This is a genomic window from Streptomyces sp. SCL15-4, from assembly GCF_033366695.1.
Taxonomy (GTDB): Bacteria; Actinomycetota; Actinomycetes; order Streptomycetales; family Streptomycetaceae; genus Streptomyces.
In genome coordinates this window covers 6,306,225-6,328,978 of record NZ_JAOBTQ010000001.1, presented here as the reverse complement: position 1 = coordinate 6,328,978, position 22,754 = coordinate 6,306,225, and the positions used below count along the sequence as shown (strand labels likewise).

22 protein-coding genes and 2 pseudogenes are annotated in these 22,754 nt (G+C 72.3%); 6 read left to right on the top strand and 18 right to left on the bottom strand.

From position 1 onward, the window contains the following. Positions 1-198: 198 nt before the first annotated feature. Positions 199-1,623, bottom strand: a complete 1,425-nt coding sequence (locus tag SCK26_RS28380; RefSeq protein ID WP_318204170.1) for a hypothetical protein — start codon at positions 1,621-1,623, stop codon at positions 199-201. Between the two features lie 266 nt (positions 1,624-1,889). Between SCK26_RS28380 and SCK26_RS28375 the strand changes: the two are divergent. Beyond that, positions 1,890-3,713 (top strand): annotated as a pseudogene (locus tag SCK26_RS28375) (endonuclease/exonuclease/phosphatase family protein); the annotation flags it as partial. Between the two features lie 10 nt (positions 3,714-3,723). On the opposite strand, the gene SCK26_RS28370 reads toward SCK26_RS28375, so the two are convergent. After that, positions 3,724-4,296: a DUF3618 domain-containing protein gene (locus SCK26_RS28370; protein WP_318206115.1), complete on the bottom strand. Its 573-nt coding sequence runs from the start codon at positions 4,294-4,296 to the stop codon at positions 3,724-3,726. Between the two features lie 299 nt (positions 4,297-4,595). On the opposite strand from SCK26_RS28370, the gene dapA reads away from it, so the two are divergent. After that, positions 4,596-5,495: a 4-hydroxy-tetrahydrodipicolinate synthase gene (gene dapA, locus SCK26_RS28365; protein WP_318204169.1), complete on the top strand. Its 900-nt coding sequence runs from the start codon at positions 4,596-4,598 to the stop codon at positions 5,493-5,495. Here dapA and SCK26_RS28360 read toward each other — a convergent pair whose 3' ends face one another. The 13 genes and pseudogenes from SCK26_RS28360 to SCK26_RS28300 all read right to left on the bottom strand — a co-directional run bounded on the left by SCK26_RS28360 (position 5,496) and on the right by SCK26_RS28300 (position 15,725). Then, complete coding sequence (locus SCK26_RS28360) at positions 5,496-6,716, bottom strand: WD40 repeat domain-containing protein (RefSeq protein WP_318204168.1); 1,221 nt, start codon at positions 6,714-6,716, stop codon at positions 5,496-5,498. Further along, complete coding sequence (locus SCK26_RS28355; RefSeq protein WP_318204167.1) at positions 6,713-7,264, bottom strand: SigE family RNA polymerase sigma factor; 552 nt, start codon at positions 7,262-7,264, stop codon at positions 6,713-6,715. Before SCK26_RS28355 ends, SCK26_RS28360 begins: the two co-directional genes overlap by 4 nt. 167 nt (positions 7,265-7,431) lie before the next feature. Further along, positions 7,432-8,418, bottom strand: coding sequence for a 2,3,4,5-tetrahydropyridine-2,6-dicarboxylate N-succinyltransferase (gene dapD, locus SCK26_RS28350; RefSeq protein ID WP_318204166.1), 987 nt, complete (start codon positions 8,416-8,418; stop codon positions 7,432-7,434). A 105-nt stretch (positions 8,419-8,523) separates the two neighbouring features. Next, a pseudogene (locus SCK26_RS28345) lies at positions 8,524-8,768 on the bottom strand (TetR/AcrR family transcriptional regulator); the annotation flags it as partial. Continuing rightward, positions 8,768-9,091 carry a multidrug efflux SMR transporter gene (locus SCK26_RS28340; protein ID WP_318204165.1) on the bottom strand — a complete coding sequence of 108 codons (324 nt, stop codon included), beginning with the start codon at positions 9,089-9,091 and terminating at the stop codon, positions 8,768-8,770. The gene SCK26_RS28340 and the pseudogene SCK26_RS28345, both read right to left, overlap by 1 nt. Positions 9,092-9,179: 88 nt before the next feature. Continuing rightward, entirely contained in the window at positions 9,180-9,512 is a 333-nt protein-coding gene (locus SCK26_RS28335) for a metal-sulfur cluster assembly factor (protein ID WP_190018343.1), read from the bottom strand. Next, positions 9,509-9,976, bottom strand: coding sequence for a Fe-S cluster assembly sulfur transfer protein SufU (gene sufU / locus SCK26_RS28330; protein ID WP_318204164.1), 468 nt, complete (start codon positions 9,974-9,976; stop codon positions 9,509-9,511). Before sufU ends, SCK26_RS28335 begins: the two co-directional genes overlap by 4 nt. Before the next feature lie 16 nt (positions 9,977-9,992). After that, the gene (locus SCK26_RS28325) at positions 9,993-11,249 is read right to left on the bottom strand and encodes a cysteine desulfurase (RefSeq protein ID WP_318204163.1); all 1,257 of its coding nucleotides are present in this window, start codon (positions 11,247-11,249) and stop codon (positions 9,993-9,995) included. Beyond that, complete coding sequence (gene sufC, locus SCK26_RS28320; RefSeq protein WP_318204162.1) at positions 11,246-12,010, bottom strand: Fe-S cluster assembly ATPase SufC; 765 nt, start codon at positions 12,008-12,010, stop codon at positions 11,246-11,248. The genes SCK26_RS28325 and sufC overlap by 4 nt, the downstream gene beginning before the upstream one ends. Positions 12,011-12,017: 7 nt before the next feature. Further along, a complete protein-coding gene (locus tag SCK26_RS28315; protein WP_318204161.1) occupies positions 12,018-12,338 on the bottom strand; it encodes a non-heme iron oxygenase ferredoxin subunit in 321 nt (106 codons plus the stop codon). Continuing rightward, positions 12,335-13,516, bottom strand: coding sequence for a Fe-S cluster assembly protein SufD (gene sufD, locus SCK26_RS28310; protein WP_318204160.1), 1,182 nt, complete (start codon positions 13,514-13,516; stop codon positions 12,335-12,337). The genes SCK26_RS28315 and sufD overlap by 4 nt, the downstream gene beginning before the upstream one ends. A gap of 56 nt (positions 13,517-13,572) precedes the next feature. Beyond that, complete coding sequence (gene sufB / locus SCK26_RS28305) at positions 13,573-14,994, bottom strand: Fe-S cluster assembly protein SufB (protein ID WP_318204159.1); 1,422 nt, start codon at positions 14,992-14,994, stop codon at positions 13,573-13,575. Beyond that, positions 14,991-15,725: a helix-turn-helix transcriptional regulator gene (locus SCK26_RS28300; RefSeq protein WP_318204158.1), complete on the bottom strand. Its 735-nt coding sequence runs from the start codon at positions 15,723-15,725 to the stop codon at positions 14,991-14,993. Before SCK26_RS28300 ends, sufB begins: the two co-directional genes overlap by 4 nt. Positions 15,726-15,908: 183 nt before the next feature. On the opposite strand from SCK26_RS28300, the gene SCK26_RS28295 reads away from it, so the two are divergent. The 4 genes from SCK26_RS28295 to SCK26_RS28280 all read left to right on the top strand — a co-directional run bounded on the left by SCK26_RS28295 (position 15,909) and on the right by SCK26_RS28280 (position 19,579). Then, the gene (locus SCK26_RS28295) at positions 15,909-16,724 is read left to right on the top strand and encodes an AAC(3) family N-acetyltransferase (protein ID WP_318204157.1); all 816 of its coding nucleotides are present in this window, start codon (positions 15,909-15,911) and stop codon (positions 16,722-16,724) included. 30 nt (positions 16,725-16,754) lie between these two features. Then, complete coding sequence (locus SCK26_RS28290) at positions 16,755-17,732, top strand: ABC transporter ATP-binding protein (RefSeq protein WP_412080789.1); 978 nt, start codon at positions 16,755-16,757, stop codon at positions 17,730-17,732. 50 nt (positions 17,733-17,782) lie between these two features. Beyond that, entirely contained in the window at positions 17,783-18,499 is a 717-nt protein-coding gene (locus tag SCK26_RS28285; RefSeq protein WP_318206113.1) for an ABC transporter permease, read from the top strand. Between the two features lie 69 nt (positions 18,500-18,568). Further along, positions 18,569-19,579, top strand: coding sequence for a COX15/CtaA family protein (locus SCK26_RS28280; protein ID WP_318204156.1), 1,011 nt, complete (start codon positions 18,569-18,571; stop codon positions 19,577-19,579). 30 nt (positions 19,580-19,609) lie between these two features. Here the strand turns inward: SCK26_RS28280 and SCK26_RS28275 are convergent, their stop codons facing one another. The 3 genes from SCK26_RS28275 to SCK26_RS28265 all read right to left on the bottom strand — a co-directional run bounded on the left by SCK26_RS28275 (position 19,610) and on the right by SCK26_RS28265 (position 22,329). Next, entirely contained in the window at positions 19,610-20,353 is a 744-nt protein-coding gene (locus tag SCK26_RS28275; RefSeq protein ID WP_318204155.1) for a nucleotidyltransferase domain-containing protein, read from the bottom strand. Between the two features lie 596 nt (positions 20,354-20,949). Beyond that, entirely contained in the window at positions 20,950-21,270 is a 321-nt protein-coding gene (locus tag SCK26_RS28270; protein WP_318204154.1) for a hypothetical protein, read from the bottom strand. 69 nt (positions 21,271-21,339) lie between these two features. Next, the gene (locus SCK26_RS28265) at positions 21,340-22,329 is read right to left on the bottom strand and encodes a heme o synthase (protein ID WP_412080868.1); all 990 of its coding nucleotides are present in this window, start codon (positions 22,327-22,329) and stop codon (positions 21,340-21,342) included. Positions 22,330-22,754: the final 425 nt, after the last annotated feature.

The following is a 22,754-nucleotide window of genomic DNA, read 5'->3' as shown; positions in this document are numbered from 1 at the left end:
ACTCCGGACGCCGGACCAGGCTCCCGGTACCGCCGCCCCGCCGGAGAGCCGGCCGGGGCGCGGCGCCCTGACGCCGGGTGCGTGCGCCGGCCGGGTCCGGGGCACCGGCGGCCCACGGCCCGGACGCCGACGGTCCATGGCCCCGGGGCACCGGCGGCCCGCCGGCCGCCCGCGCCCGTCACCACTCCCGCTCCGCGCTCACCCCGCGTGTTGCGACCGCGCCTTGAACGCCGCCTTGCGGGCCTCCTTGGCCACCTTCTTGTCCGGGTGCAGCCGGCCCATCGCGTCCAGCACCTCGGCGGTGGCGGGGTGGTCCACCCGCCAGGCCGCCGCGAAGAACCCGCTGTGCTGGGCGGCCAGCCCCTCCACCAGCGCGCGCAGTTCCTCGGAGTTGCCCTCGGCCGCCAGCTGCGCGGCCAGCGTGTCGACGGTCAGCCAGAACACCAGCTCCTGGGAGGGCGCCGGCACCCCCGCGGCGCCCCGCTCGCTCAGCCACACCCGGGCCAGCCCGCCCAGCTCGGGGTCGTCCAGCACCTCCCGCAGCGCGGGTTCGGCCTCGGCACCCACCAGCGACAGCGCCTGCTGGCAGCGCAGCCGGCGCAGCGGGCCCCCGGCGTCCGTGCCGCGCGCCGCCGCCAGCAGCTCCCGGGCCCCGGCGAGCGGTTCGCGGCGGGCGAGCCACTGCTCGGTCTCGGCGCGGGCGGCGGACTGCCCGAACCGGGCGGTGCCGTCGAGCAGCGCGTCCGCGCCCTGGTCGGCCAGGTCGCCCACGGCCGGCGCCTCGAACCCGGCCTCCAGCAGCCGGGCCCGCAGTCCGTACACGCCGAGCGGGGTGAGCCGGACCACGCCGTAGCGGGAGACGTCGGTCTCGTCCACGGGCGCCGCGGGCTCCTCCTCGGCGTCGGCCATCAGCGCCTCGTCCACCGGTTGGTAGGCGACGAGTCCGGCCGGCTCCAGCGCGCGGAACTGGTCGTCGAGCCGCATCATCGCGTCGGAGACCTGTTCCAGGACGTCGTTGGTGGGCTCGCCCATGCCGTCGGGCACGAGCATCGACGCGGCGAGGGCGGGCAGCGGGACGGGGACCTCGTCGGGGCCGTCCTCACCGACGGTCAGCAGATAGAGGTTGCCGAGGACGCCGTCCAGGAAGTCCGCCTCGGCCCGCGGGTCCCAGCCGAGTGACGAGAAATCGACCTTGCCGTCGTCGTCCATCGCGTCGGCCAGGTCGTCCAGGTCGGGGACGGCCGCGTCGGCGACGACGGTCTCCAGCGCGGTGAGCCACACCGCGAGCACATCCCGCGGGGAGCCGGTGAGCAGCGCCAGGTTCTCCCCCGTGCGGACGGTCCCGGCCGCCTCGTCCACGATCTCGACCAGGCCCGCGTCCACGGCGACCCGCCAGGCCTCACCGGCGTGGGCGGCGGCGTCGTCCCCGGTCAGGCCGAGCAGCCCGGCGGCGGCCGGCAGCTGCTCCTCGGCCAGCGAGCCGCCGGCGTCCACCCGGGTGTCCGGCCCGGCCCAGCGGGCGAGGCGGGCGGCCCGGGACAGCAAGGGGGTGGACAGTGCGGCACGCGCCAGCTCCGCTTCGGGGTGCAGCCGCGCGGGCGGCAGGGGGGAGCTGTCTGACATCGGCTGGATCTCCTCGGAGCGTGAAACGGGCTCAGCCGCTCAGCCTAGACGGATTTCCACCCATGCCGCCCGGTTCATCTCCGCGCAAGGAGGCGTACATGGCCGAAACCTTGACAACTCCCGGGCCAGGCAGGAGATTGACGCGCGTAGAAGCAGGGGGACAACTGTTCACTCGGCTCTACGCGTGTCACACAGGGCCACGCGCCCCACACGGTCTTCCGTTCCGTCCTCGTCCCGGCGCCCACGCACGTCCCGGAGGAAATCCCTTGCCGAGCAGGTCTTCCGCGCGCCTCGCCGCGCTCACCGTCGCCGCCGTCTGCGGCGCGGCGTCCGCCGTCGTCCTCACCTCCCCCGCGCACGCCGACTCGGTGCGCGTCCACGACATCCAGGGCACGACCCGGATATCGCCGTACGCCGGCCAGAAGGTGACGGACGTGCCCGGCATCGTCACGGCCACGCGCGCCTACGGCTCCTCCCGGGGCTTCTGGCTCCAGGACGCGGCGCCGGACGACGACCCGGCCACCAGCGAGGGTGTCTTCGTCTTCACCAGCTCCACGCCGAAGGTCGCGGTCGGCGACGCGGTGACGGTGACGGGCACGGTCTCCGAGTACGTCCCGGGCGGCGCCTCCTCCGGCAACCAGTCGCTGACGGAGATCACCAAGCCTCAGGTCACCACCGTCTCCACCGGCAACGCGGTCCCGGCGCCGGCCGTGATCGACGAGGACGCGGTGCCGGACGCGTACGCGCCCGAGGGCGACACCGCCGCGGCCGGCTCGGTCAACGGCCTCACCCTGGACCCGTCGGCGTACGCCTTGGACTACTACGAGTCCCTGGAGGGCATGAACGTCCAGGTCGCCGACGCCCGCGTGGTCACCGCGACCGACGCGCACAGCGAGCTGTGGGTCACGGTGAAGCCGTGGGAGCACCGCAGCCGCCGCGGCGGCACGGTCTACGGCTCCTACGACTCCCAGAACACCGGCCGGCTCCAGATCCAGTCGCTGGGCTCCACCGCCGACTTCCCGAAGGCGGACGTCGGCGACACCCTCTCCGGTACGACGACCGGCCCGCTGGACTTCAACCAGTACGGCGGTTACACGCTGGTCGCGAGCGACCTCGGCACGCTGCGGAGCGGCGGCCTGGAGCGCGAGACGACGCGGCGGCAGTCGGGCCGCGAGCTGGCGGTGGCGACGTACAACGTGGAGAACCTCGACCCGTCGGACGCCACCTTCGAGCAGCACGCCGCCGCGATCGTGCGCCACCTCCAGTCCCCCGACATCGTGTCCCTGGAGGAGATCCAGGACAACAACGGCGCCACGAACGACGGCACGGTCGACGCGGACCGCACCGTCACCAAGCTGATCGACGCCATCGCCGCGGCGGGCGGCCCGGTGTACGACTGGCGTTCGGTCAACCCGGTCGACGGCCAGGACGGCGGCGAGCCCGGCGGCAACATCCGCCAGGTGTTCCTGTTCAACCCCGAGCGGGTCTCCTTCACGGACCGCGCGGGCGGCGACTCGACCACCGCGGTCGGGGTCGCCAAGGTGCACGGCAAGGCGCGGCTGACGGTGTCGCCGGGCCGGATCGACCCGGCGAACGCGGCGTGGAGCAACAGCCGCAAGCCGCTCGCGGGCGAGTTCGTCTTCCGCGGCAAGACCGTGTTCGTGATCGCCAACCACCTGAACTCCAAGGGCGGCGACCAGGCTCTGACCTCGCAGTACCAGCCCCCGGTGCGCGGCTCGGAGATCCAGCGGCACGCCCAGGCGACCGCGGTGAACGCGTTCGTCAAGGACATTCTGGCCGCGCAGAAGAACGCGGACGTGATCGCGCTCGGCGACATGAACGACTTCGAGTTCTCCGGCACCACGAAGATCCTGGAGGACGACGGCGCGCTGTGGTCGGCGATCAAGTCCCTGCCGAGGAGCGAGCGCTACACCTATGACTACCAGGGCAACCAGCAGGTCCTGGACCAGATCCTGATCAGCCCGGCGATCCGCCGCGGCGGTGACTTCGACTACGACAGCGTGCACATCAACTCGGAGTTCCACGACCAGATCAGCGACCACGACCCGCAGGTGCTGCGGCTGCGCCCGTGTCAGCGGCTCACCGGCCGCCGCGGTCGACCCGGCGCCAGACCACGGCCGCGCCGACGAGGGCGGCACCGACCGCGCGCCGGCGAGCATCGCCGGCCGGGGGTGGCGCAGCGCGGCGCGCACGGTCCCGCGCACCGGTCGCGGCAGCCGCAGGTCGTGCCGCGCGGTGTGCCCGGCGTGCGCCGTCCGGTCCCGCAGCAGGTGCCCGCCGTGCCCGGCCCGCTCCTGCACCAGGCGGCCGGCCCTGGCCGCGCCTTCCTGCACCCGGCCGCCCGCCTTGGCGGCCCGGTCCTGCACGAGGTGTCCCGCCCTGGCCGCCCGGTCCTGCACCAGGTGTCCGGCCCTGGCCGTCCGGTCCTGGGCTCCGTGTCCCGCGTGGGCGGCGCCGGAGCGCAGTTGTACGGTCATGGCGCCGGCCTTGTCCCTCAGGTCCGCGGCCCGCGTCCGGGCCCGGCCGGTCAGATTCGGCGCGGCCCCTCAGCCGGCCGACGGTGCCGCCGAGCCGGCCCCGGGTCTGTTCGATCTGCCGGCGCAGCTCGTCGGGGCCCTTGGCGCCCGAGCCGCGCGGGTTCCTGTGCCTCATCGGTCTGCCCTTTCCCTGATCGCGTTCCCGGCCGGGTACCCGCAGCGCGGCCCCTCACCCCTGCCCGCCGCCTGCGGCCCCGGGCTCGCCGGGGTGGCCGGGTTGGTGCCGCGCCAGTCGAGATGCATCCGCAACAGGGCTACGCGAGCGTCTGGTTCGGGCACGCCGGCCCCGGTGCCGGCCGCCAACCCGCACCCGCCGGGCACAGCGGAGCCGCAGCCGACCTCTCAGCACTGCTTACCAATGTGCCGTAGAAGAATTAAGTAGTGCTTCACCGATGTGCCGCCGACACTACTCCCATGACGAGCACCCGCAAGCCCCCGCCCTTCGGCCGCACCCTCTGCGCGATGATCACGCCGTTCACCGGGGCGGGCGCGCTCGACCCGGACGGCGCACAGCGGCTGGCCGCGCACCTGGTGGCACAGGGCTGTGACGGCCTGGTCCTGAACGGCACCACGGGCGAGTCGCCCACCACCACCGACGAGGAGAAGACCCGGCTGGTCGCGGCCGTGCGGGAGGCGGTCGGCGACCGGGCGGCGCTGGTCGCGGGCGTGGGCTCGGCCGACACCCGGCACACGGTGGAGCTGGCCCTCGCCGCCGCCAAGGCGGGCGCGGACGGCGTGCTGGTGGTGACGCCGTACTACAGCCGGCCCCCGCAGGAGGCCGTGGCCGCGCACTTCCGCGCGGTCGCCGACGCGAGCGAGCTGCCGCTGATGCTGTACGACATCCCGGGCCGCACCGGCACCCGGATCGAGCCGGAGACGCTGATCCGGCTCGCGGAGCACCCGCGGATCGCGGCCGTCAAGGACTGCTCCTACGACTTCCTCGGCACCCAGAAGGTGCTGGCCGAGACCGGGTTGGCGTACTACGCGGGCTGCGACGAACACGTGCTGGCGCTGTACGCGGTCGGCGCCGCGGGCTGTGTCAGCACGGTCGCGAACGCCGTACCGGCGCACATCGCCGCGATCCCGGCCGCCTTCGACGCCGGTGACACCGCGCGGGCGCGGCGACTCCAGCTCGCCGTCACGCCGTTGACCGAGGCGATGACGGGCGCGGGCCTGCCCGGCACGGTCACCGCGAAGGCGCTGCTGGGCCGCCTCGGGCTGCCCGCCGGTCCGGTCCGCGCCCCGCTGCTGCCCGCCGGCCGGGAGACGGCCGACGGGCTGCTGGCCCGGTACGAGACGCTGCGGGCGGGATGATCACCGCTCGGCGAACACCGGGATCCAGGCCCGCGTGGGGTACTCGGCGTCCGGCGCGCGGTAGCCGCTGAGCGGGACGACGTCCTTGCCCCCGACCGTCACCAGCACCAGCCGGTCGCGGTACTCCTCCCGGTGCGGGTCCCGCTCCCAGGCGATGAGCCGCCGGTCGTCCGCCCAGGCGAGCAGCTGCGCGCCGCGCGCCCGGGCGACCTCCTCGCCGGTCAGCGGATCGCGGATCGCGGAGTACGACGTGCCGTGCGGCTCCGCGACCAGGCCCCAGGCGGCGAGCCGGCCGTCCGGGGACAGCCGGGCGCCGACGTCGGAACGCAGATGGCGCTCGTTCGCCGGCGGATCGGTCTTCCGGCCGGCGAGGTCGTAGAACTGCTGCATGCCGTCGCGCTCGCCGACCAGCCGCGAGTACACCAGGTTTCCGGCGCGGCCGAAGGCGAAGTCCTCGCGGTTGAAGTCGTGCGGGCCGGGCGGCACGGACCGCCAGGCACCCTGCCCGGAGGCCACGTCCAGGACCTGGAAGCCGGTGCGGACCCGAGCCCCCCACCACGGCCCCCGGCCGGTCCCGCCGGCCCCCTCGCCGGTGACCTCGGTGACCTGGTCGGGACTCTGGCTGTAGGTGGTGGCGACCAGCCTGCGGCCGTCGCACGAGAAGGCGAGTCCGGCGACTGCGTGCGCGACCGGGATCCACCGCTCGACCTCCCCCGTCGCGAGGTCGAGCAGTCCGATCCGGCGGGCCGGCAGCGTCCGTTCCAGCACGGCGGCCGTCCGCAGCCCCGGGGCCACGGCGACGAACGACCACCGGTCGTCCTTCTCGTACCGGCCGGTCTTCCGGTCCGCCAGCCAGTACGTCCGCCGGACGACCGCCCTCTTCCCGCTCCGCGGCACGATCCGCTGGGTGTAGTAGGCGGCCATCGCCGTCCGCCCGGCCGCGATCAGCTCGCGCGGCGGCGACTGGTCCGGATGGGCCCGGTCCCCGCCGTCGTCCACGGCGCGGGCGGGCCGTACGTCGTCGTGGTGGCCGGAGTCCCGCGGCGGCACCCCCACGGCCACCGCCACCACGGCGGCGGTGGCCACGGCGGCGGACGCCAGCGCGCGCAGGCGGCGGCGCCGGCGCGCGGCGAGCACCCGGTCGGCGAATCCGGCCGGGGCCGGCGGCTGCCCGTCGGCCTGCTCCCGCAGCGCCTGCCGGACGAGTTCCTCGACGTTCACGAGCGCACCTCCACGGGCGAGAAGCCGGGGGCCGGCCGGCCCGGCCCCGGGTCGACGGCCGCCAGCTCGGGCGCCAGCTCCCGCAGGCGGGCCAGCGAGCGGTGGGTGGTGGACCGTACGGTGCCCACCGAGCAGCCCAGGATGCGGGCCACCTCGGCCTCCGGCAGGTCCTCGACATAGCGCAGCACGAGCACGGTGCGCTGACGGGCGGTCAGCCGGGACAGCGCCGTGCGCAGGACCAGCCGCAGTTCGGCGGCGCCGGCGGCGTCCGGGGCGTGGCCGGGCTCCGGCGGGTCGGCGACCGTGACCTCGCGCCGCCGCCACTTCAGCCGCCAGCGGCTGATCTGCTGCCGGTAAAGGATCCTCCGGACGTACGCCTCCGGCTCGTCGATCCGCTGCCATCGCCCGGCGGCCTTGACCAGCGCGTTCTGCAGCAGGTCCTCGGCCGCGTGCCGGTCGCCGCCGGTCAGCAGGACGGCCGTCCTCAGCAGCGCGGACGACCTGCCGGCCACGAACCGGCGGAAACTCTCCTGCGCCTGGGCATCCATCGTCACCTTCTCTTTCCCCCGGGCCGTGTCCGGTGTCCCGGCCCCGCACCCCTCCTGACGCGTGTACCGGCCTCCCGCTATGCCTGCCGTCCGCGGAAACCTCCCGCCACATGCCGCGGCGCCCTCCACCGCGTGGTGGAGGGCGCCGCGCCTGGCATGACGGGACGTCAGTTGTGGCTGTGCAGGATGTCGTTCAGGCCGCCCCAGACCGCGTTGTTCGGGCGGGCCTCGACCGCGCCGGTGACCGAGTTGCGGCGGAAGAGGATGTTCGAGGCGCCGTTCAGCTCGCGGGCCTTGACGATCTGGCCGTCGGGCATGGTGACGCGGGTGCCGGCGGTGATGTAGAGGCCGGCCTCGACCACGCACTCGTCGCCGAGGGCGATGCCGATGCCCGCCTCGGCACCGATCAGGCAGCGCTCGCCGATGGAGATGACCACGTTGCCGCCGCCGGACAGGGTGCCCATGGTGGAGGCACCGCCGCCGATGTCCGAGCCGTCGCCGACCACGACGCCCGCGGAGATGCGGCCCTCGACCATGGAGGTGCCGAGCGTGCCGGCGTTGAAGTTGACGAAGCCCTCGTGCATGACCGTGGTGCCCGCGGCGAGGTGGGCGCCGAGGCGGACCCGGTCGGCGTCGGCGATGCGCACGCCCTTGGGGACGACGTAGTCCGTCATGCGCGGGAACTTGTCGATCGAGGTCACCTGGAGGTGCAGGCCCTCGGCGCGGGCGTTCAGGCGCACCTTCTCGATGTCGTCCACGGCGACCGGGCCGAGCGAGGTCCAGGCGACGTTGGCGAGGAAGCCGAACTGGCCCTCCAGGCTGAGGCCGTGCGGCTTCACGAGCCGGTGGCTGAGCAGGTGCAGGCGCAGGTAGACGTCGTGCGCGTCGACCGGCTTGTCGTCCAGCGAGGCGATGACCGTGCGGACCGCGACGACCTCGACGCCCCGGCGGGTGTCCGGGCCGGTCGCCGCGGTCGCGCCGCCGCCGAGCAGCTCCGCCGCCCGCTCGGCGGTCAGCCGCTCGGTGCCAGCCGGTCCCGGCTCCGCCACCAGCTCGGGGGCCGGGAACCAGGTGTCGAGAACGGTGCCGTCGGAGGCGATCGTGGCGAGGCCGGCGGCGACGGCGCCGGTGGTACGGGTTGCAGACTCGGTCATGGAGGAAAACCTAACGTGGGCGGGGTGGTGAGGGCGAACCGCGTCTCACGTGCCGGGCGCGGGTTCAGGGGATCAGCCGAGCCGGCAGGGTGCGGGCGTACTCCGACGGCGCAGCGCGGCCGGGTACAGCTCGTATCCCAGCTCCACGCCGCCGCGCTCGCCGGCCTGCCGCAACGCGGCCACCAGCAGCTCTTCCAGGGTGGCGAAGTGGTACGTGAGGGAGCCGAGCGGCACGTCCGCCTCGGCGGCGACGCCGCGGTGGCTCAGCCCGGCGATGCCGTCCCGCCCGATCACGCGGACCGCCGCGCCGATGATCCGCTGCGGCGGCCGGGATCGTGACGGCGCGGCATCAGTGCGCCGCCCCGCCCAGGTTCAGCACCACCACGCCTCCGATGATCAGCAGGATCCCGCCGACCTTGGTCAGGGTCAGCCCCTCGCCGAACAGCAGCAGCCCCAGGAGGGCGATGGCCGCGGTGCCGACCCCGGACCAGATGGCGTAGGCGGTGCCGATCTGCACGGTCTTCAGCGTCTGCGCGAGCAGCGCGAACGACACGACATATCCCAGCGCGGTCACGACCGAGGGCCACAGCCGGCTGAATCCCTCGCTGTACTTCATCGCCGTGGTGGCGGTGACCTCGGCGGCGATGGCACCGGCGAGCAGCAGATATCCCATGGGTGCGAACGTACAGAACGGGATCCGCGCAGGCACGCGAAAGCGGCGGCACCCAAGGGGGTGCCGCCGCCTCACGCACGCTCTGCGGTCAGACGTTGAAGCCCAGGGCGCGGAGCTGTTCCCGGCCGTCGTCGGTGATCTTGTCGGGGCCCCACGGCGGCATCCAGACCCAGTTGATGCGCAGCTCGTTGACCAGGCCGTCGGTCGCGGACTTCGCCTGGTCCTCGATCACGTCCGTCAGCGGGCAGGCCGCGGAGGTGAGGGTCATGTCGACGGTCGCGATGTTGGCGTCGTCGACGTGGATGCCGTAGATCAGGCCGAGGTTGACGACGTCGATGCCCAGCTCGGGGTCGACCACGTCCATCAGGGCCTCGCGGAGTTCCTCCTCCGATGCCGGCTTCATCTCAGCGGTGTCGGTCATGCCGTCTTCCTTTCGGCGTCGGCGCCGCCCAGCGCCTGGGCCGTCGCGTCCTTCCACGCCATCCAGCTCAGGAGGGCGCACTTGACCCGCGCGGGGTACTTGGAGACCCCGGCGAACGCGACCGCGTCCTCCAGGACCTCCTCCATCGCGTCGTCGGGCTCGATCCTGCCCTTGGACTGCATCAGCTCCAGGAAGGTCTCCTGGATCCGCTGAGCCTCGGCCAGGTCCTTGCCGACCAGCAGATCGTTGAGGACCGACGCGCTGGCCTGGCTGATGGAGCAGCCCTGGCCCTCGTACGACACGTCCTCGATCTTCGTGCCGTCGTACTTCACGCGCAGGGTGATCTCGTCGCCGCACGTCGGGTTCACATGGTGCACCTCGGCGTCGCCGTCCCTGAGACCACGCCCGTGCGGGTTCTTGTAGTGGTCCAGGATGACGTCCTGGTACATCGAGTCCAGCTTCACCTTGTCAGCACGCCTCTCAGCCGAAGAAGTTCCGTACGTGCTCCAGGCCGTCGACCAGAGCGTCGATCTCGGCCGGCGAGGAGTACAGATAGAACGACGCTCGGGTGGTCGCCGGAATTCCGTAGCGGAGGCAGACCGGACGGGCACAGTGGTGGCCGACCCGGACCGCGATGCCCTGCTCGTCCAGCACCTGGCCCACGTCGTGCGGATGGATGTCCCCGAGGGTGAAGGAGATCGCCGCACCGCGGTCCTCGGCCGTCGTCGGGCCGATGATCCTCAGGTCCGGGACCTCCGCCAGGCGCCGCACCGCGTACTCGGTCAGCGCGTGCTCATGGGCGAGGATCTTGTCCATGCCGATCGCGTTCAGGTAGTCGATCGCCGCGCCGAGCCCGACCGCCTGGGCGATCGGCGGCGTGCCCGCCTCGAACTTGTGCGGGGCCGGAGCGTAGGTGGAGGAGTGCATCGAGACGGTCTCGATCATCTCGCCGCCGCCGAGGAACGGAGGCAGGTCCTCCAGCAGCTCCTGGCGGCCCCACAGCACGCCGATGCCGGTCGGGCCGCACATCTTGTGACCGGTGAAGGCCACGAAGTCGGCCTGGAGCGCCTGCACGTCCAGCGGCATGTGCGGGGCGGCCTGGGAGGCGTCGATGCACACCAGCGCGCCGACCTCCTGGGCGCGCCGGATGATCGTCTCGACCGGGTTGACCGTGCCCAGGATGTTCGACACCAGCACGAAGGAGACGATCTTCGTCTTCTCCGTGATGATCTCGTCGATGTTCGACAGGTCCAGCCGGCCGTCGTCCGTGAGGCCGAACCACTTCAGCTTCGCGCCGGTGCGCTGCGCCAGCAGCTGCCACGGCACGATGTTGGAGTGGTGCTCCATCTCCGTGATGACGATCTCGGTGTCGGCGTCCACCCGGTAGGGCTCGTCGGCCCAGCCCAGCATGTTCGCCACGAGGTTGAGCGACTCGGAGGCGTTCTTGGTGAAGATCACCTCGTCGCGGCTCGGCGCGTTGACGAACGCCGCGACCTTGTCGCGCGCGCCCTCGTACAGCGCCGTGGCCTCCTCGGCGAGCACATGCACACCGCGGTGGACGTTGGCGTTGTAGCGCTCGTAGTACTCGCTCAGGGCGTCCAGCACCTGGCGCGGCTTCTGACTGGTCGCCGCGTTGTCCAGGTACACGAGCTTCCTGCCGTCGTGGACGACTCGGTCCAGAACGGGGAAGTCCTTGCGGATCGCCTCGGTGTCGAGGAGGCCCGGCAGCTGTGTCACGCGGATGCGCCACCCTTCACGTATGCCTCGTAGCCCTCGTTCTCCAGCTTGTCCGCCAGCTCGGGGCCGCCGGACTCCACGATGCGGCCGCCGGCGAACACGTGGACGTGGTCGGGCTTGATGTAGCGCAGGATGCGCGTGTAGTGCGTGATCAGCAGGGTGCCGACCTCGCCGGTCTCGCGGACACGGTTGACGCCTTCGGAGACGATGCGGAGCGCGTCGACGTCCAGGCCGGAGTCCGTCTCGTCCAGGATGGCGACCTTCGGCCTGAGCAGCTCCAGCTGGAGAATCTCGTGGCGCTTCTTCTCACCGCCGGAGAAGCCCTCGTTGACGTTGCGCTCGGCGAAGGAGGGGTCCATGTTGAGGCGCTGCATGGCCTCCTTGACCTCCTTCACCCAGGTGCGCAGCTTCGGGGCCTCGCCGCGGATGGCGGTGGCGGAGGTGCGCAGGAAGTTGGAGACGGAGACGCCGGGCACCTCGACCGGGTACTGCATCGCCAGGAACAGGCCGGCCCGGGCGCGCTCGTCGACGGACATCTCCAGGACGTCCTCGCCGTCCAGGGTGACGGTGCCGCCGGTGATCGTGTACTTCGGGTGACCCGCGAGGGAGTAGGCGAGGGTCGACTTGCCGGAGCCGTTGGGGCCCATGATGGCGTGCGTCTCGCCCTGCTTCACGGTGAGGTCGACGCCCTTGAGGATCTCCTTCGTGGCGTTGTCGGCCTCGACGGTGACGTGCAGGTCTCGGATTTCAAGCGTTGCCATGGGTGCCTCAGGACTCCTGGGTGAGGGAGACGAGAACGTCGTCCCCTTCGATCTTTACGGGGTATACGGGGACGGGGCGCGTCGCCGGAAGACTGTCGGGCTTGCCGGACCGCAGGTCGAAGCGCGAGCCGTGCAGCCAGCACTCGAGGTGGCAGTCGTCGACCTCGCCCTCCGACAGCGAGACGTTCGCGTGCGAGCAGATGTCGTGGATCGCGAACACCTCGCCCTCGGTCCGCACGACCGAGACCGGCGTGCCGTCGATCTCCACCCGCTTCGGGGTGTCCTCCGCCAGCTCGCTCAGCCCGCAGACGCGTACGAAGGTCGTCATGCGACCGAAGCCTCCAGCTCTTGCTCGATCTTGGCGAGCAGCCGCTCCTCGATGTCGGCGACGCCGATCTGCTGGACCAGCTCGGCGAAGAAGCCGCGGACCACCAGACGGCGGGCCTCGTGCTCCGGGATGCCGCGGGCCATCAGGTAGAAGAGCTGCTCGTCGTCGAAGCGGCCGGTGGCGGAGGCGTGGCCCGCGCCGACGATCTCGCCGGTCTCGATCTCCAGGTTGGGCACCGAGTCGACACGCGCGCCGTCCGTGAGGACCAGGTTGCGGTTCATCTCGTAGGTGTCCGTGCCCTCGGCCTCGGCCTCGATGAGCACGTCGCCGATCCAGACCGCGTGCGCGGCGTCGCCCTGGAGCGCGCCCTTGTAGACGACGTTCGACTTGCAGTGCGGCGTGTTGTGCGTGACCAGCAGGCGGTGCTCGTGGTGCTGGCCGGCGTCGGTGAAGTACAGGCCGAACAGCTCGGCTTCGGCGCCGGGACCGGCGTACTCCACGCGCGGGTGGATGCGCACCAGGTCGCCGCCGAAGGTGACGAGGACGTGCTTGAAGCTCGCGTCCCGGCCCACCAGGGCGCTCTGCTGGGCGACGTGCACGGCGGTGTGGTCCCAGTCCACGATGGTGACCACGGTCAGCTTGGCGCCGTCACCGAGGACGTACTCCACGTTCGCGGCGCGGACCGTGTCGCCGGTGTGGTCGATGACGACCGTGGCCTCGGCGAAGGCGCCGAGTTCGAACACGGTGTGCCCGTAGGTCACGCCGCCCTCGCCGTGCAGGGCGAGGCGCACCGGCTCGGTCAGCACGGTCTCCTTCGGCACGGTGACGATCGTGGCCTGCTCGAAGGAGGAGTACGCCTGGGCCGCGACCCGGTCCACCGGCTTGCCGGCCCTGCCGAGCCGGGCGTCGTCGCGGCCGACGGTCTCCAGGGTGACGCCGTCGGGAGCGGAGAACTCGGTCTTGACCGAGCCTCCGGCGGCCGCGGTGCCGTCGTGCAGCCCGCGCAGCCGCTCCAGCGGGGTGAACCGCCACTCCTCCTCACGGCCGTGCGGAACCGGGAAGTCCGCCACGTCGAAGGACGGAGGCGCGCTCATGCGCGAGACGACGGTCGACTCCGCGGCGACCGCGATGGAGCCCGTGGTGGTGGAACCCACGGGGATGTTCTGGGCCTCAGCCATGGCTGTCGTAGTGCTCTCTTTCCTGGGTAAGACGTCTGCTGGCGATGGGGCGGCGGTCAGCCGACCGCGCCCTCCATCTGCAGCTCGATCAGCCGGTTGAGCTCCAGCGCGTACTCCATGGGCAGTTCCTTGGCGATCGGCTCGACGAAGCCGCGCACGATCATCGCCATCGCCTCGTCCTCGGACAGACCGCGGCTCATCAGGTAGAAGAGCTGGTCCTCGGAGACCTTGGAGACGGTGGCCTCGTGGCCCATGGACACGTCGTCCTCGCGGACGTCGACGTACGGGTACGTGTCCGACCGGGAGATGGTGTCGACCAGCAGCGCGTCGCACAGCACGTTGGACTTGGAGCCGGCGGCGCCCTCGCCGATCTCGATCAGGCCGCGGTAGGAGGTGCGGCCACCGCCGCGCGCCACCGACTTGGAGACGATGTTGGACGACGTGTTCGGCGCCATGTGGACCATCTTGGCGCCCGCGTCCTGGTGCTGGCCCTCGCCCGCGAAGGCGATGGACAGGGTCTCGCCCTTGGCGTGCTCGCCCATCAGGTAGACGGCCGGGTACTTCATCGTCACCTTGGAGCCGATGTTGCCGTCGACCCACTCCATCGTCGCGCCCTCGTAGGCGACGGCGCGCTTGGTGACCAGGTTGTAGACGTTGTTCGACCAGTTCTGGATGGTCGTGTAACGGCAGCGGGCGTTCTTCTTGACGATGATCTCGACGACCGCGGAGTGCAGCGAGTCCGACTTGTAGATCGGCGCCGTGCAGCCCTCGACGTAGTGCACGTAGGCACCCTCGTCGACGATGATCAGGGTCCGCTCGAACTGGCCCATGTTCTCCGTGTTGATGCGGAAGTAGGCCTGGAGCGGGATCTCCACGTGCACGCCCTTCGGCACGTAGATGAAGGAGCCGCCGGACCACACGGCGGTGTTCAGCGCGGCGAACTTGTTGTCGCCGGCCGGGATGACCGTGCCGAAGTACTCCTTGAAGAGCTCCGGGTGCTCCTTCAGCGCGGTGTCGGTGTCGAGGAAGATGACGCCCTGCTCCTCCAGGTCCTCGCGGATCTGGTGGTAGACGACCTCCGACTCGTACTGGGCGGCGACACCGGCGACGAGGCGCTGCTTCTCGGCCTCCGGGATGCCCAGCTTGTCGTAGGTGTTCTTGATGTCCTCGGGCAGGTCCTCCCAGGACTCCGCCTGCTTCTCCGTGGAGCGCACGAAGTACTTGATGTTGTCGAAGTCGATGCCCGAGAGGTCGGAGCCCCAGTTCGGCATCGGCTTCTTCTCGAAGAGCTTCAGGCCCTTCAGACGCAGCTTGGTCATCCACTCCGGCTCCGACTTCTTGCCGGAGATGTCGCGGACGACCTCCTCGCTCAGGCCGCGCCTGGCGGAGGCACCGGCCACGTCCGAGTCGGCCCAGCCGTATTCGTACTTGCCCAGACCCTCGAGCTCAGGGTGGGCAGTCTCCGTGGGGAGAGTCATGCGGGGTTCCTCCCGGCCGTGCTTGCAGGTGCGTCAGTGGAAATCTTGGGGATGAACGTCGTGCAGACGCCGTCGCCGTGCGCGATGGTCGCCAGCCGCTGGACGTGCGTGCCCAGCAGCTCCGCGAAGATCTCCGTCTCCGCCTCGCACAGCTGCGGGAACTGTTCCGCGACATGGGCGACCGGGCAGTGGTGCTGGCAGAGCTGCTCGCCGACCGGTGCGCTGCGCGCCGTAGCAGCGTACCCGTCCGCGCTCAGGGCCTTGGCCAGCGCTTCGGCGCGCTTGTCCGGGGCCGCGGCCTCGATCGCCCGGCGGTACGCGCCCGCCTGGGCGGCGACCCGGGCGCGGGCGAAGGCGGCGATCGCCTCGGCGCCGCCCTCCCGCTCGGCGATCCAGCGCAGCGCGTCCGCGGCGAGCTTGTCGTACGACTGGTCGAAGGCGTCCCGGCCGCAGTCGGTGAGCGCGAAGACCTTGGCGGGGCGGCCACGCGTGCGCGTGCCGTACACCCGCTGTTCGCGGGCCTCCACGACCTCGTCGGCGACCAGCGCGTCCAGATGGCGCCGGACGGCCGCCTGGGTCAGTCCCAGCCGGCCGGCGAGTTCGGCGACGGTCGACGGCCCGTGGTCCAGGATGGAGCGCGCGACCCGGTTGCGCGTCGAGCGCTCACCGGTCGCTAGCTCCTCCTGAGGGGCCCCCGTGGGGGTCTCCCGAGCCTCGCCGACGTTTTTCACAACGCCATTGTTGCGTAATTCCGCGGAGCCTGACAAGCGACGTCCCGATCATCACGCGGTGCCCTGCGTCACTTAGGCATACCTAATCCGACCTGCGCAAACGATCTTCCGCCGATCCTCGCGAAACGCCGCCCGGCCGAATTCAGTGGCGTCCCAAGGCCCGGTCCGGAAGACTCCCGGACCATGCCCGCACCCCCTCCGACCGGCCCGCTCGTCACTCGGGACGCCCTCGCCGCAGCTCTGCGCCTGCTGGGCGTCGAGACCGGCGAGACCCTGCTCGTGCACTCCTCGCTCAGCTCGCTCGGCTGGGTGAACGGAGGCGCGGTCGCGGTCGTCCAGGGCCTCCTCGACGCGCTCGGCCCTTCGGGCACGCTCGTCGTGCCGACCCAGACCGGCGACCAGTCCGACCCCGCCGGATGGGAGAACCCGCCGGTGCCCGAGGAGTGGTGGGACCGGATCCGCGCCACCATGCCCCCGTACGACCCGCTGGTCACCCCCTCGCTCGGCGTCGGCGTGATCCCCGAGACCGTGCGGACCTGGCCCGGCGCCCTGCGCAGCGCCCACCCCCAGACCTCCTTCGCCGCGCTCGGCCCCCGCGCGCGGGAGATCACCGAGGGCCACGCCTCGGACTGCCGGCTCGGCCCGGACAGCCCGCTGGCGAAGCTGGAGAAGCAGGGCGCCCGGGTGCTGCTGCTCGGCGCGGGCTACGACTCCTGCACCGCCTTCCACCTGGCCGAGTACCGCATCCCCGCGCCGCGCGTGCGGGTCGGCCGGCCCGCGCCCGGCGGCGGCTGGGAGACGGTGGTCGAGGTGTCGGTCACCGCCGACCGGTTCGACGAACTGGGACACGACTTCGAACGGGACCGGCCCGTCGTCCGCGGCCGGGTCGGCGGCGCGGACGCCCGGCTGTTCCCGCTGGCGGACGCCGTGGCCTACGCCGAGCGGTGGCTGCCGCTGCACCGCCCGCGCGAGGAGGACTTCCCGCACCCGCCCGTCTGAACCGCGCGCACTCTCCCTACACTCGGCCCCATGCGAAGTGAGCCCGCCCGCCCGTCTCCCGGTCACGACCCCTCCGGGAGACGCTTCGCGTCGCACCCGCTCATCGAGGTGACGGCCCTGGTGATGCGGTACGGCACGAAGACCGCGGTGAACGGCCTGGACCTGGTGGCCGGGCCGGGCGTGACCGCCGTACTCGGCCCGAACGGGGCCGGGAAGACGACCACGGTGGAGACCTGCGAGGGATACCGGAAGCCGGATTCCGGCACGGTGCGCGTCCTGGGCCTCGACCCGGTCCGGCAGGCCGCCGAGCTGCGGCCCCGCATCGGCGTGATGCTCCAGTCCGGCGGTGTGTACTCCGGCGCCCGCGCCGACGAGATGCTCCGGCACGTGGCGAAGCTGCACGCGCACCCGCTCGACGTCGACGCCCTGATCGACCGCCTCGGCCTCGGCTCCTGCGGCCGCACCAGCTACCGCCGGCTCTCCGGCGGCCAGCAGCAGCGGCTCGCGCTCGCCATGGCCGTCGTGGGCCGCCCGGAACTGGTGTTCCTGGACGAGCCCACCGCCGGCCTGGACCCGCAGGCCCGCCGGGCCACCTGGGACCTGGTGCGGGACCTGCGCGCCGACGGCGTCTCGGTGATCCTCACCACGCACCACATGGACGAGGCCGAGCAGCTCGCCGACGACGTGGCGATCATCGACGGCGGCCGGGTCATCGCCCAGGGCTCGCCGGAGGAGCTGTGCAAGGGCGGCGCCGAGAACACCCTGCGCTTCACCGGCCGCCCCGGCCTGGACGTCGGCTCGCTGCTCAAGGCGCTGCCGGCCGACTGCGCGGCCGCCGAGCTGACCCCGGGCGGCTACCGGGTGACCGGCAAGGTCGACCCCCAGCTGCTGGCCACGGTGACCTCCTGGTGCGCCCAGCACGGGGTGATGCCCGACCGGATCTCGGTGGAGCGGCACACCCTGGAAGACGTCTTCCTGGAGCTGACCGGCAAGGAGCTGCGCTCGTGACCACCACGGGTACCTATTCCCCGAGGCCCGGAGCCGCCCCGCTCCCCCGCATGATCGCGGCGCAGGCGGCGCTGGAGACCAGGATGCTGCTGCGCAACGGCGAGCAGCTGCTGCTGACGGTCGTGATCCCGACCCTGCTGCTGGTGCTCTTCAGCTCGGTCGACATCGTGGACACGGGCAAGGGCGAGGCGGTCGACTTCCTCGCCCCCGGCGTGCTGGCCCTGGCCGTGATGTCGACCGCGTTCACCGGGCAGGCCATCGCCACGGGCTTCGAGCGCCGCTACGGCGTGCTCAAGCGGCTGGCCTCCTCGCCGCTGCCGCGCTGGGGCCTGATGACCGCGAAGACGGTGTCCGTGCTGGTCACGGAGGTTCTCCAGGTCATCCTGCTGACCGTGATCGCCTTCGCGCTGGGCTGGTCCCCGCACGGCAACCCGGCCGCCGTCGTGGCTCTGCTCGTCGTCGGCACCGCCGCCTTCTCCGGGCTCGGCCTGCTGATGGCGGGCACCCTGAAGGCGGAGGCGACACTGGCCGCCGCCAACCTGGTGTTCCTGCTGCTGCTCGTGGGCGGCGGGGTGATCGTGCCGCTGGAGAAGTTCGGCCCGGCGGGCGAGCAGCTCCTCGGCCTGCTGCCCATCTCCGCCCTCTCCGACGGCCTGCGGGACGTGCTCCAGCACGGCGCCGGGATGCCGTGGGGCGACCTGGGCGTCCTCGCCGTGTGGGCGGTGGCCGGGCTGGCCGCGGCCGGACGGTTCTTCCGCTGGGAGTGACCCTCGCGCGAGCGGCCGTACCCCCGGGGGAGTGACCCTCGTGAACGCGTGCACAAGCGGCGGCCTACGATGGTGTGCGTGCCTACGCTGAACCGCGCCGACGTCGAAGCCGCCCTGCGCAATCCGCTCGCGTTCATCGCCGACCGCTGGACCCCGGACCCACGGACCGTCCGGCGGGCGGCCCTCGCCGCACTCGTCATGTCGGTGGTCATCGTGGTCACCGGCGGCGCCGTCCGCCTGACCGGCTCGGGCCTCGGCTGCCCGACCTGGCCCACCTGCACCGACGACTCGCTGACCACCACCCGGGCCATGGGCTTCCACGGGATCATCGAGTTCGGCAACCGCATGCTGACGTACGTGCTGTGCGCCGCCGTCGGCTGGGCGATCATCGCCGCCCGTTCCGAGAAGCCGTGGCGCCGCGGCCTGACCCGGCTCGGCTGGGCCCAGTTCTGGGTCGTCATGGGCAACGCGGTGCTCGGCGGCATCGTCGTCCTGGTCGGCCTCAACCCGTACACGGTCGCCGCGCACTTCCTGCTCTCCACGGCCCTGATCGCCATCGCCACGGTGATGTGGCAGCGCACCCGGGAGGGCGACGCGGCGCCGCGTCCGCTGGTCGGCAAGGCGGTGGCGCAGCTGGTGTGGTTCCTGGTGGCCGCGTCCGCGCTGCTCATCGCGGTCGGCACGGTGGTGACCGGGGCGGGACCGCACGCCGGAGACTCCAGCGAGGTCGAGCGCATCCCGATCGACTGGGAGAACGTCTCCAAGCTGCACGCGGTGCTCGCCTGGATCGTGGTGACGCTGACGTTCGCGCTGTGGTTCGTGCTCAAGGCCGTCGACGCGCCGAAGGCACCGCTGGCGCGCACCCGGGAGCTGTTCGTGGTCCTGCTGTGCCAGGGCGCCATCGGCTACGTCCAGTACTTCACCCACCTCCCGGAGGCCCTGGTGGCCGCCCACATGCTCGGCTCCACCGTGATGTGGATCTGGGTGCTGCGGGTGCTGCTGGCGCTGCGGGAACGCCCGGAGGAGCCGCTGGACCTGCCGGCGTCCCCGGCCGAGGTGGCGGTCGGCTCCCGCGCCTGAGCCGCCCGCACCCCTCGGTACGCGCCCGGGTCAGCCGGCGCCCGCGACCAGGGCGTCGATCGCCGGGCCGAGGAACGCCCGGGCCGCGCCGGCGCGCCGGGTGAGCCAGTCCTGACCGGCGGGGGCGGGGGCGGGGTCCTCGTAGCGCCGGCGGGCGATGTCCGCGACGACATCGGCGGGCGCGCCGAGGGCCGGCAGCTCGGCCAGGGCCTCCCGTTTCGAGATCAGCCGGCCGTCGCGCAGGGTCACGGTGGCCCGGGCGTACGTCAGCAGGCCCAGGTCGACCCAGACGTCCTGCCGCCACAGCCGTGCCTTGTCCACCGCCGGCCGCCAGAAATCGCGCTGGTCGCGCACCACGAAGTCGCGCAGCCGGCCCTCCAAAACCGGCGGCAGCAGCCCGGCCGGCGGCTCCCCGTACAGCACCCGGCCGAAGTCGTGCAGCTCGCGCCGGGTGACCGGGGTGACCGGGCGGCGCAGCAGCCCGCCGTGCGCCCAGGTCAGGTGCGGACGGTCCGGGTCGTCCAGGGCGGCCGGGGTGAGATAGCCGCAGTGCAGCTTCGCCGCGAGGGGCCGGTGGCGCAGCCTGGCGTGCAGGGCCGCGACCCGCCAGGCCTGCCGCGGGCCGAGCGGACCGGGCAGTACGGCGATGAGGTCCAGGTCGCTGCGCCCCTCCTGGTAGTCGCCGCCGGCCAGGGAACCGTGCGCCCAGACGGCGCGGGGCCGCAGCGGCAGCAGGGCGTCCAGGAATCCGTCGAGCAGGGATGCGGTCGTCATCCGCCCAGTCTCGGCAGCCCGGCGGGGCCTGTACACCGGCGCGCGTCGTCCACGGCGACCTTGGCGCAGGGAGCGCGGCCGTGCGGCACACCCTGGCTTCGGCTCGATGGACGGCACGGACAGCCGTACGGCGGGACCAGGCACGTGCCGGGGCCGACGGCGGACCGGGCGGAGCCGGTGAGCGGCACCGGGCGGAGCGGTCGACGCGGGGCGACCGGCTCTGCGGCAGCCGTGGCAGCACAGGGTCCGTGAGAACCACGGTCACTCAAACCGCGCGCCCCGGACCCGCCGGCACGAGACCACCCACAGCCCGGCGCGCGGGGCCCCGCGGAAAGGCCGTACGACGGCCGAGACGTGAGCCGTACGGCGGGACCAGGCACGTGCCAGGGCCGACGGCGGACCGGGCGGAGCCGGTGAGCGGCACCGGGCGGAGCGGTCGACGCGGGGCGACCGGCTCTGCGGCAGCCGTGGCAGCACAGGGTCCGTGAGAACCACGGTCACTCAAACCGCGCGCCCCGGACCCGCCGGCACGAGACCACCCACAGCCCGGGCGCGCGGGGCCCCGCGGAAAAGCCGTACGACGGCGGAGGCGGCGGTCAGCCGCCCAGCTGGATGCCGGCCATCCGCTTCCACTCGTACGGCCCCGTGGTCACCTTCGCCGCGAACTCGCCGTCGAAGGACTCGTGGACCGTGATGCCGGACTTGGCCACCGCCTGCTCGGCGATGGCGTACGTCGGGGCCACCAGGTCGCCCCAGCCGCCGTCCTCGCCGACGAGGACGATGCGGGCGCCGCGTTCGCCGATGTGGGCCACCTGGCCCTCCGCGCCGCCGTGCGCCTTGGCGAAGGCACCGATCCGGTGGGCGAGCCGGGACACCGTGCGCTCGGCCCTCGCGTCAACCTGCTGCGTGTCTGCCATGCCCAGGATGCTACTCACCGGTAGATCGACTGGCGAGAGCAGGGCGCTGTGACGTACGCCCGGTGCGGGTCAGCGCAGGAAGGGGTCCACCGCGACCGCCACGAACAGCAGCGACACATAGGTGATGGACCAGTGGAAGAGCCGCATCTCCTTCAGCTTCGTGCCGGTGGCCTCGGCCTTGGCACGGTTCTGCAGCGCGTGCGCCTCCCACAGCCACCAGCCGCCCGCCGCGAGCGCGACGGCCGTGTAGAACCAGCCGGTGTAGCCGAGCGGCGTCAGCAGCAGGGAGACGACGACCATCACCCAGCTGTAGATGACGATCTGCCGGGCGACGACCTTGTTGGAGGCGATGACCGGCAGCATCGGCACGCCGACGCGCGCGTAGTCCTCCCTGACCTTCATGGACAGCGGCCAGTAGTGCGGCGGAGTCCAGAAGAACATGACGAGGAAGAGGATGACCGGCGCCCACGACAGCGAGTTCGTGACGGACGACCAGCCGATCAGCACCGGCATGCAGCCCGCGATGCCGCCCCACACGATGTTCTGCGACGTGCGCCGCTTGAGGATCATCGTGTAGACGACGACGTAGAAGAGGAGCGCCCCGAGTGACAGCCAGGCGCTCAGCCAGTTGACGGTGAGCCCGAACAGCAGCGTCGAGACGACCGCCAGGGAGATGCCGAACGCCATGCACTCGCGCGGGCTGACCATCCCGGTCACCAGCGGACGCTGCGAGGTGCGGTCCATCAGGGCGTCGATGTCCCGGTCGATGTACATGTTGAGCGCGTTGGCGCCGCCCGCCGACAGATAGCCGCCGAGGCAGGTGAGCAGGACCAGCTTCAGGTCGGGCACACCCTGCTGCGCCAGGAACATCACCGGAACGGTGGTGATGAGCAGCAACTCGATGATCCGCGGCTTGGTCAGCGCCACGAACGCCTTGACACGGGCCCCGAACGACCGGTGAACCGGGCCCTGGCTCGCATCACCGAGTGCACCCTCCCCCAGGGCCTTGAGGGCCTGGGAGGGACCCCCAGGACGGGATTCGACGGCCGTCACGCACACCCCTGACAGAGACATCCCAGCGAGCCTCCCCGCCGGACACTCCGGGTCGAGGCTCGCGCGTACCACGCCACTTTAGACGTTGCCCATACCCCGGCCTTCGCGGGGGTGGGGTCGTGTTGGCGGGGCCCTCCGTACACACGTGCGCGGACCCGCTCGGACCCGTCCGGAAAGGCGTGATCCTCCGTGCGCGGGAAAGCTCTCCTGAGCGGTCAGATGAGCGGCTCCTTATTCATGTGCCGAATGCCGTTCCGCCCAGTCGGGAGGCGGATCCCGGCGACTCCCGTCAGTCTGGAAACACTCGAAAAAACGCACGTCCTCACGGGGGTAGGCTCGACAACGGCCGTCGGGCGACAAGCCCGTCGGCGGCCGGGTGGGGCGCATGCCCGACGACCGGCGACCGACATGTGGAGAGGAGCCCTGACCCA

Excerpts from the sequence above, each read along its gene's own strand:
- sufB (WP_318204159.1), bottom strand. The coding sequence starts at position 14,994 with ATGACTCTCCCCACGGAGACTGCCCACCCTGAGCTCGAGGGTCTGGGC.
- SCK26_RS28315 (WP_318204161.1), bottom strand. The coding sequence starts at position 12,338 with ATGACGACCTTCGTACGCGTCTGCGGGCTGAGCGAGCTGGCGGAGGAC.
- SCK26_RS28285 (WP_318206113.1), top strand. The coding sequence starts at position 17,783 with ATGATCGCGGCGCAGGCGGCGCTGGAGACCAGGATGCTGCTGCGCAAC.
- SCK26_RS28335 (WP_190018343.1), bottom strand. The coding sequence starts at position 9,512 with ATGACCGACACCGCTGAGATGAAGCCGGCATCGGAGGAGGAACTCCGC.
- SCK26_RS28295 (WP_318204157.1), top strand. The coding sequence starts at position 15,909 with ATGCCCGCACCCCCTCCGACCGGCCCGCTCGTCACTCGGGACGCCCTC.
- SCK26_RS28370 (WP_318206115.1), bottom strand. The coding sequence starts at position 4,296 with ATGAGGCACAGGAACCCGCGCGGCTCGGGCGCCAAGGGCCCCGACGAG.
- dapA (WP_318204169.1), top strand. The coding sequence starts at position 4,596 with ATGACGAGCACCCGCAAGCCCCCGCCCTTCGGCCGCACCCTCTGCGCG.
- sufC (WP_318204162.1), bottom strand. The coding sequence starts at position 12,010 with ATGGCAACGCTTGAAATCCGAGACCTGCACGTCACCGTCGAGGCCGAC.
- SCK26_RS28270 (WP_318204154.1), bottom strand. The coding sequence starts at position 21,270 with ATGGCAGACACGCAGCAGGTTGACGCGAGGGCCGAGCGCACGGTGTCC.
- dapD (WP_318204166.1), bottom strand. The coding sequence starts at position 8,418 with ATGACCGAGTCTGCAACCCGTACCACCGGCGCCGTCGCCGCCGGCCTC.
- SCK26_RS28380 (WP_318204170.1), bottom strand. The coding sequence starts at position 1,623 with ATGTCAGACAGCTCCCCCCTGCCGCCCGCGCGGCTGCACCCCGAAGCG.
- SCK26_RS28355 (WP_318204167.1), bottom strand. The coding sequence starts at position 7,264 with ATGGATGCCCAGGCGCAGGAGAGTTTCCGCCGGTTCGTGGCCGGCAGG.
- SCK26_RS28290 (WP_412080789.1), top strand. The coding sequence starts at position 16,755 with ATGCGAAGTGAGCCCGCCCGCCCGTCTCCCGGTCACGACCCCTCCGGG.
- SCK26_RS28275 (WP_318204155.1), bottom strand. The coding sequence starts at position 20,353 with ATGACGACCGCATCCCTGCTCGACGGATTCCTGGACGCCCTGCTGCCG.
- SCK26_RS28280 (WP_318204156.1), top strand. The coding sequence starts at position 18,569 with ATGGTGTGCGTGCCTACGCTGAACCGCGCCGACGTCGAAGCCGCCCTG.
- sufD (WP_318204160.1), bottom strand. The coding sequence starts at position 13,516 with ATGGCTGAGGCCCAGAACATCCCCGTGGGTTCCACCACCACGGGCTCC.
- SCK26_RS28340 (WP_318204165.1), bottom strand. The coding sequence starts at position 9,091 with ATGGGATATCTGCTGCTCGCCGGTGCCATCGCCGCCGAGGTCACCGCC.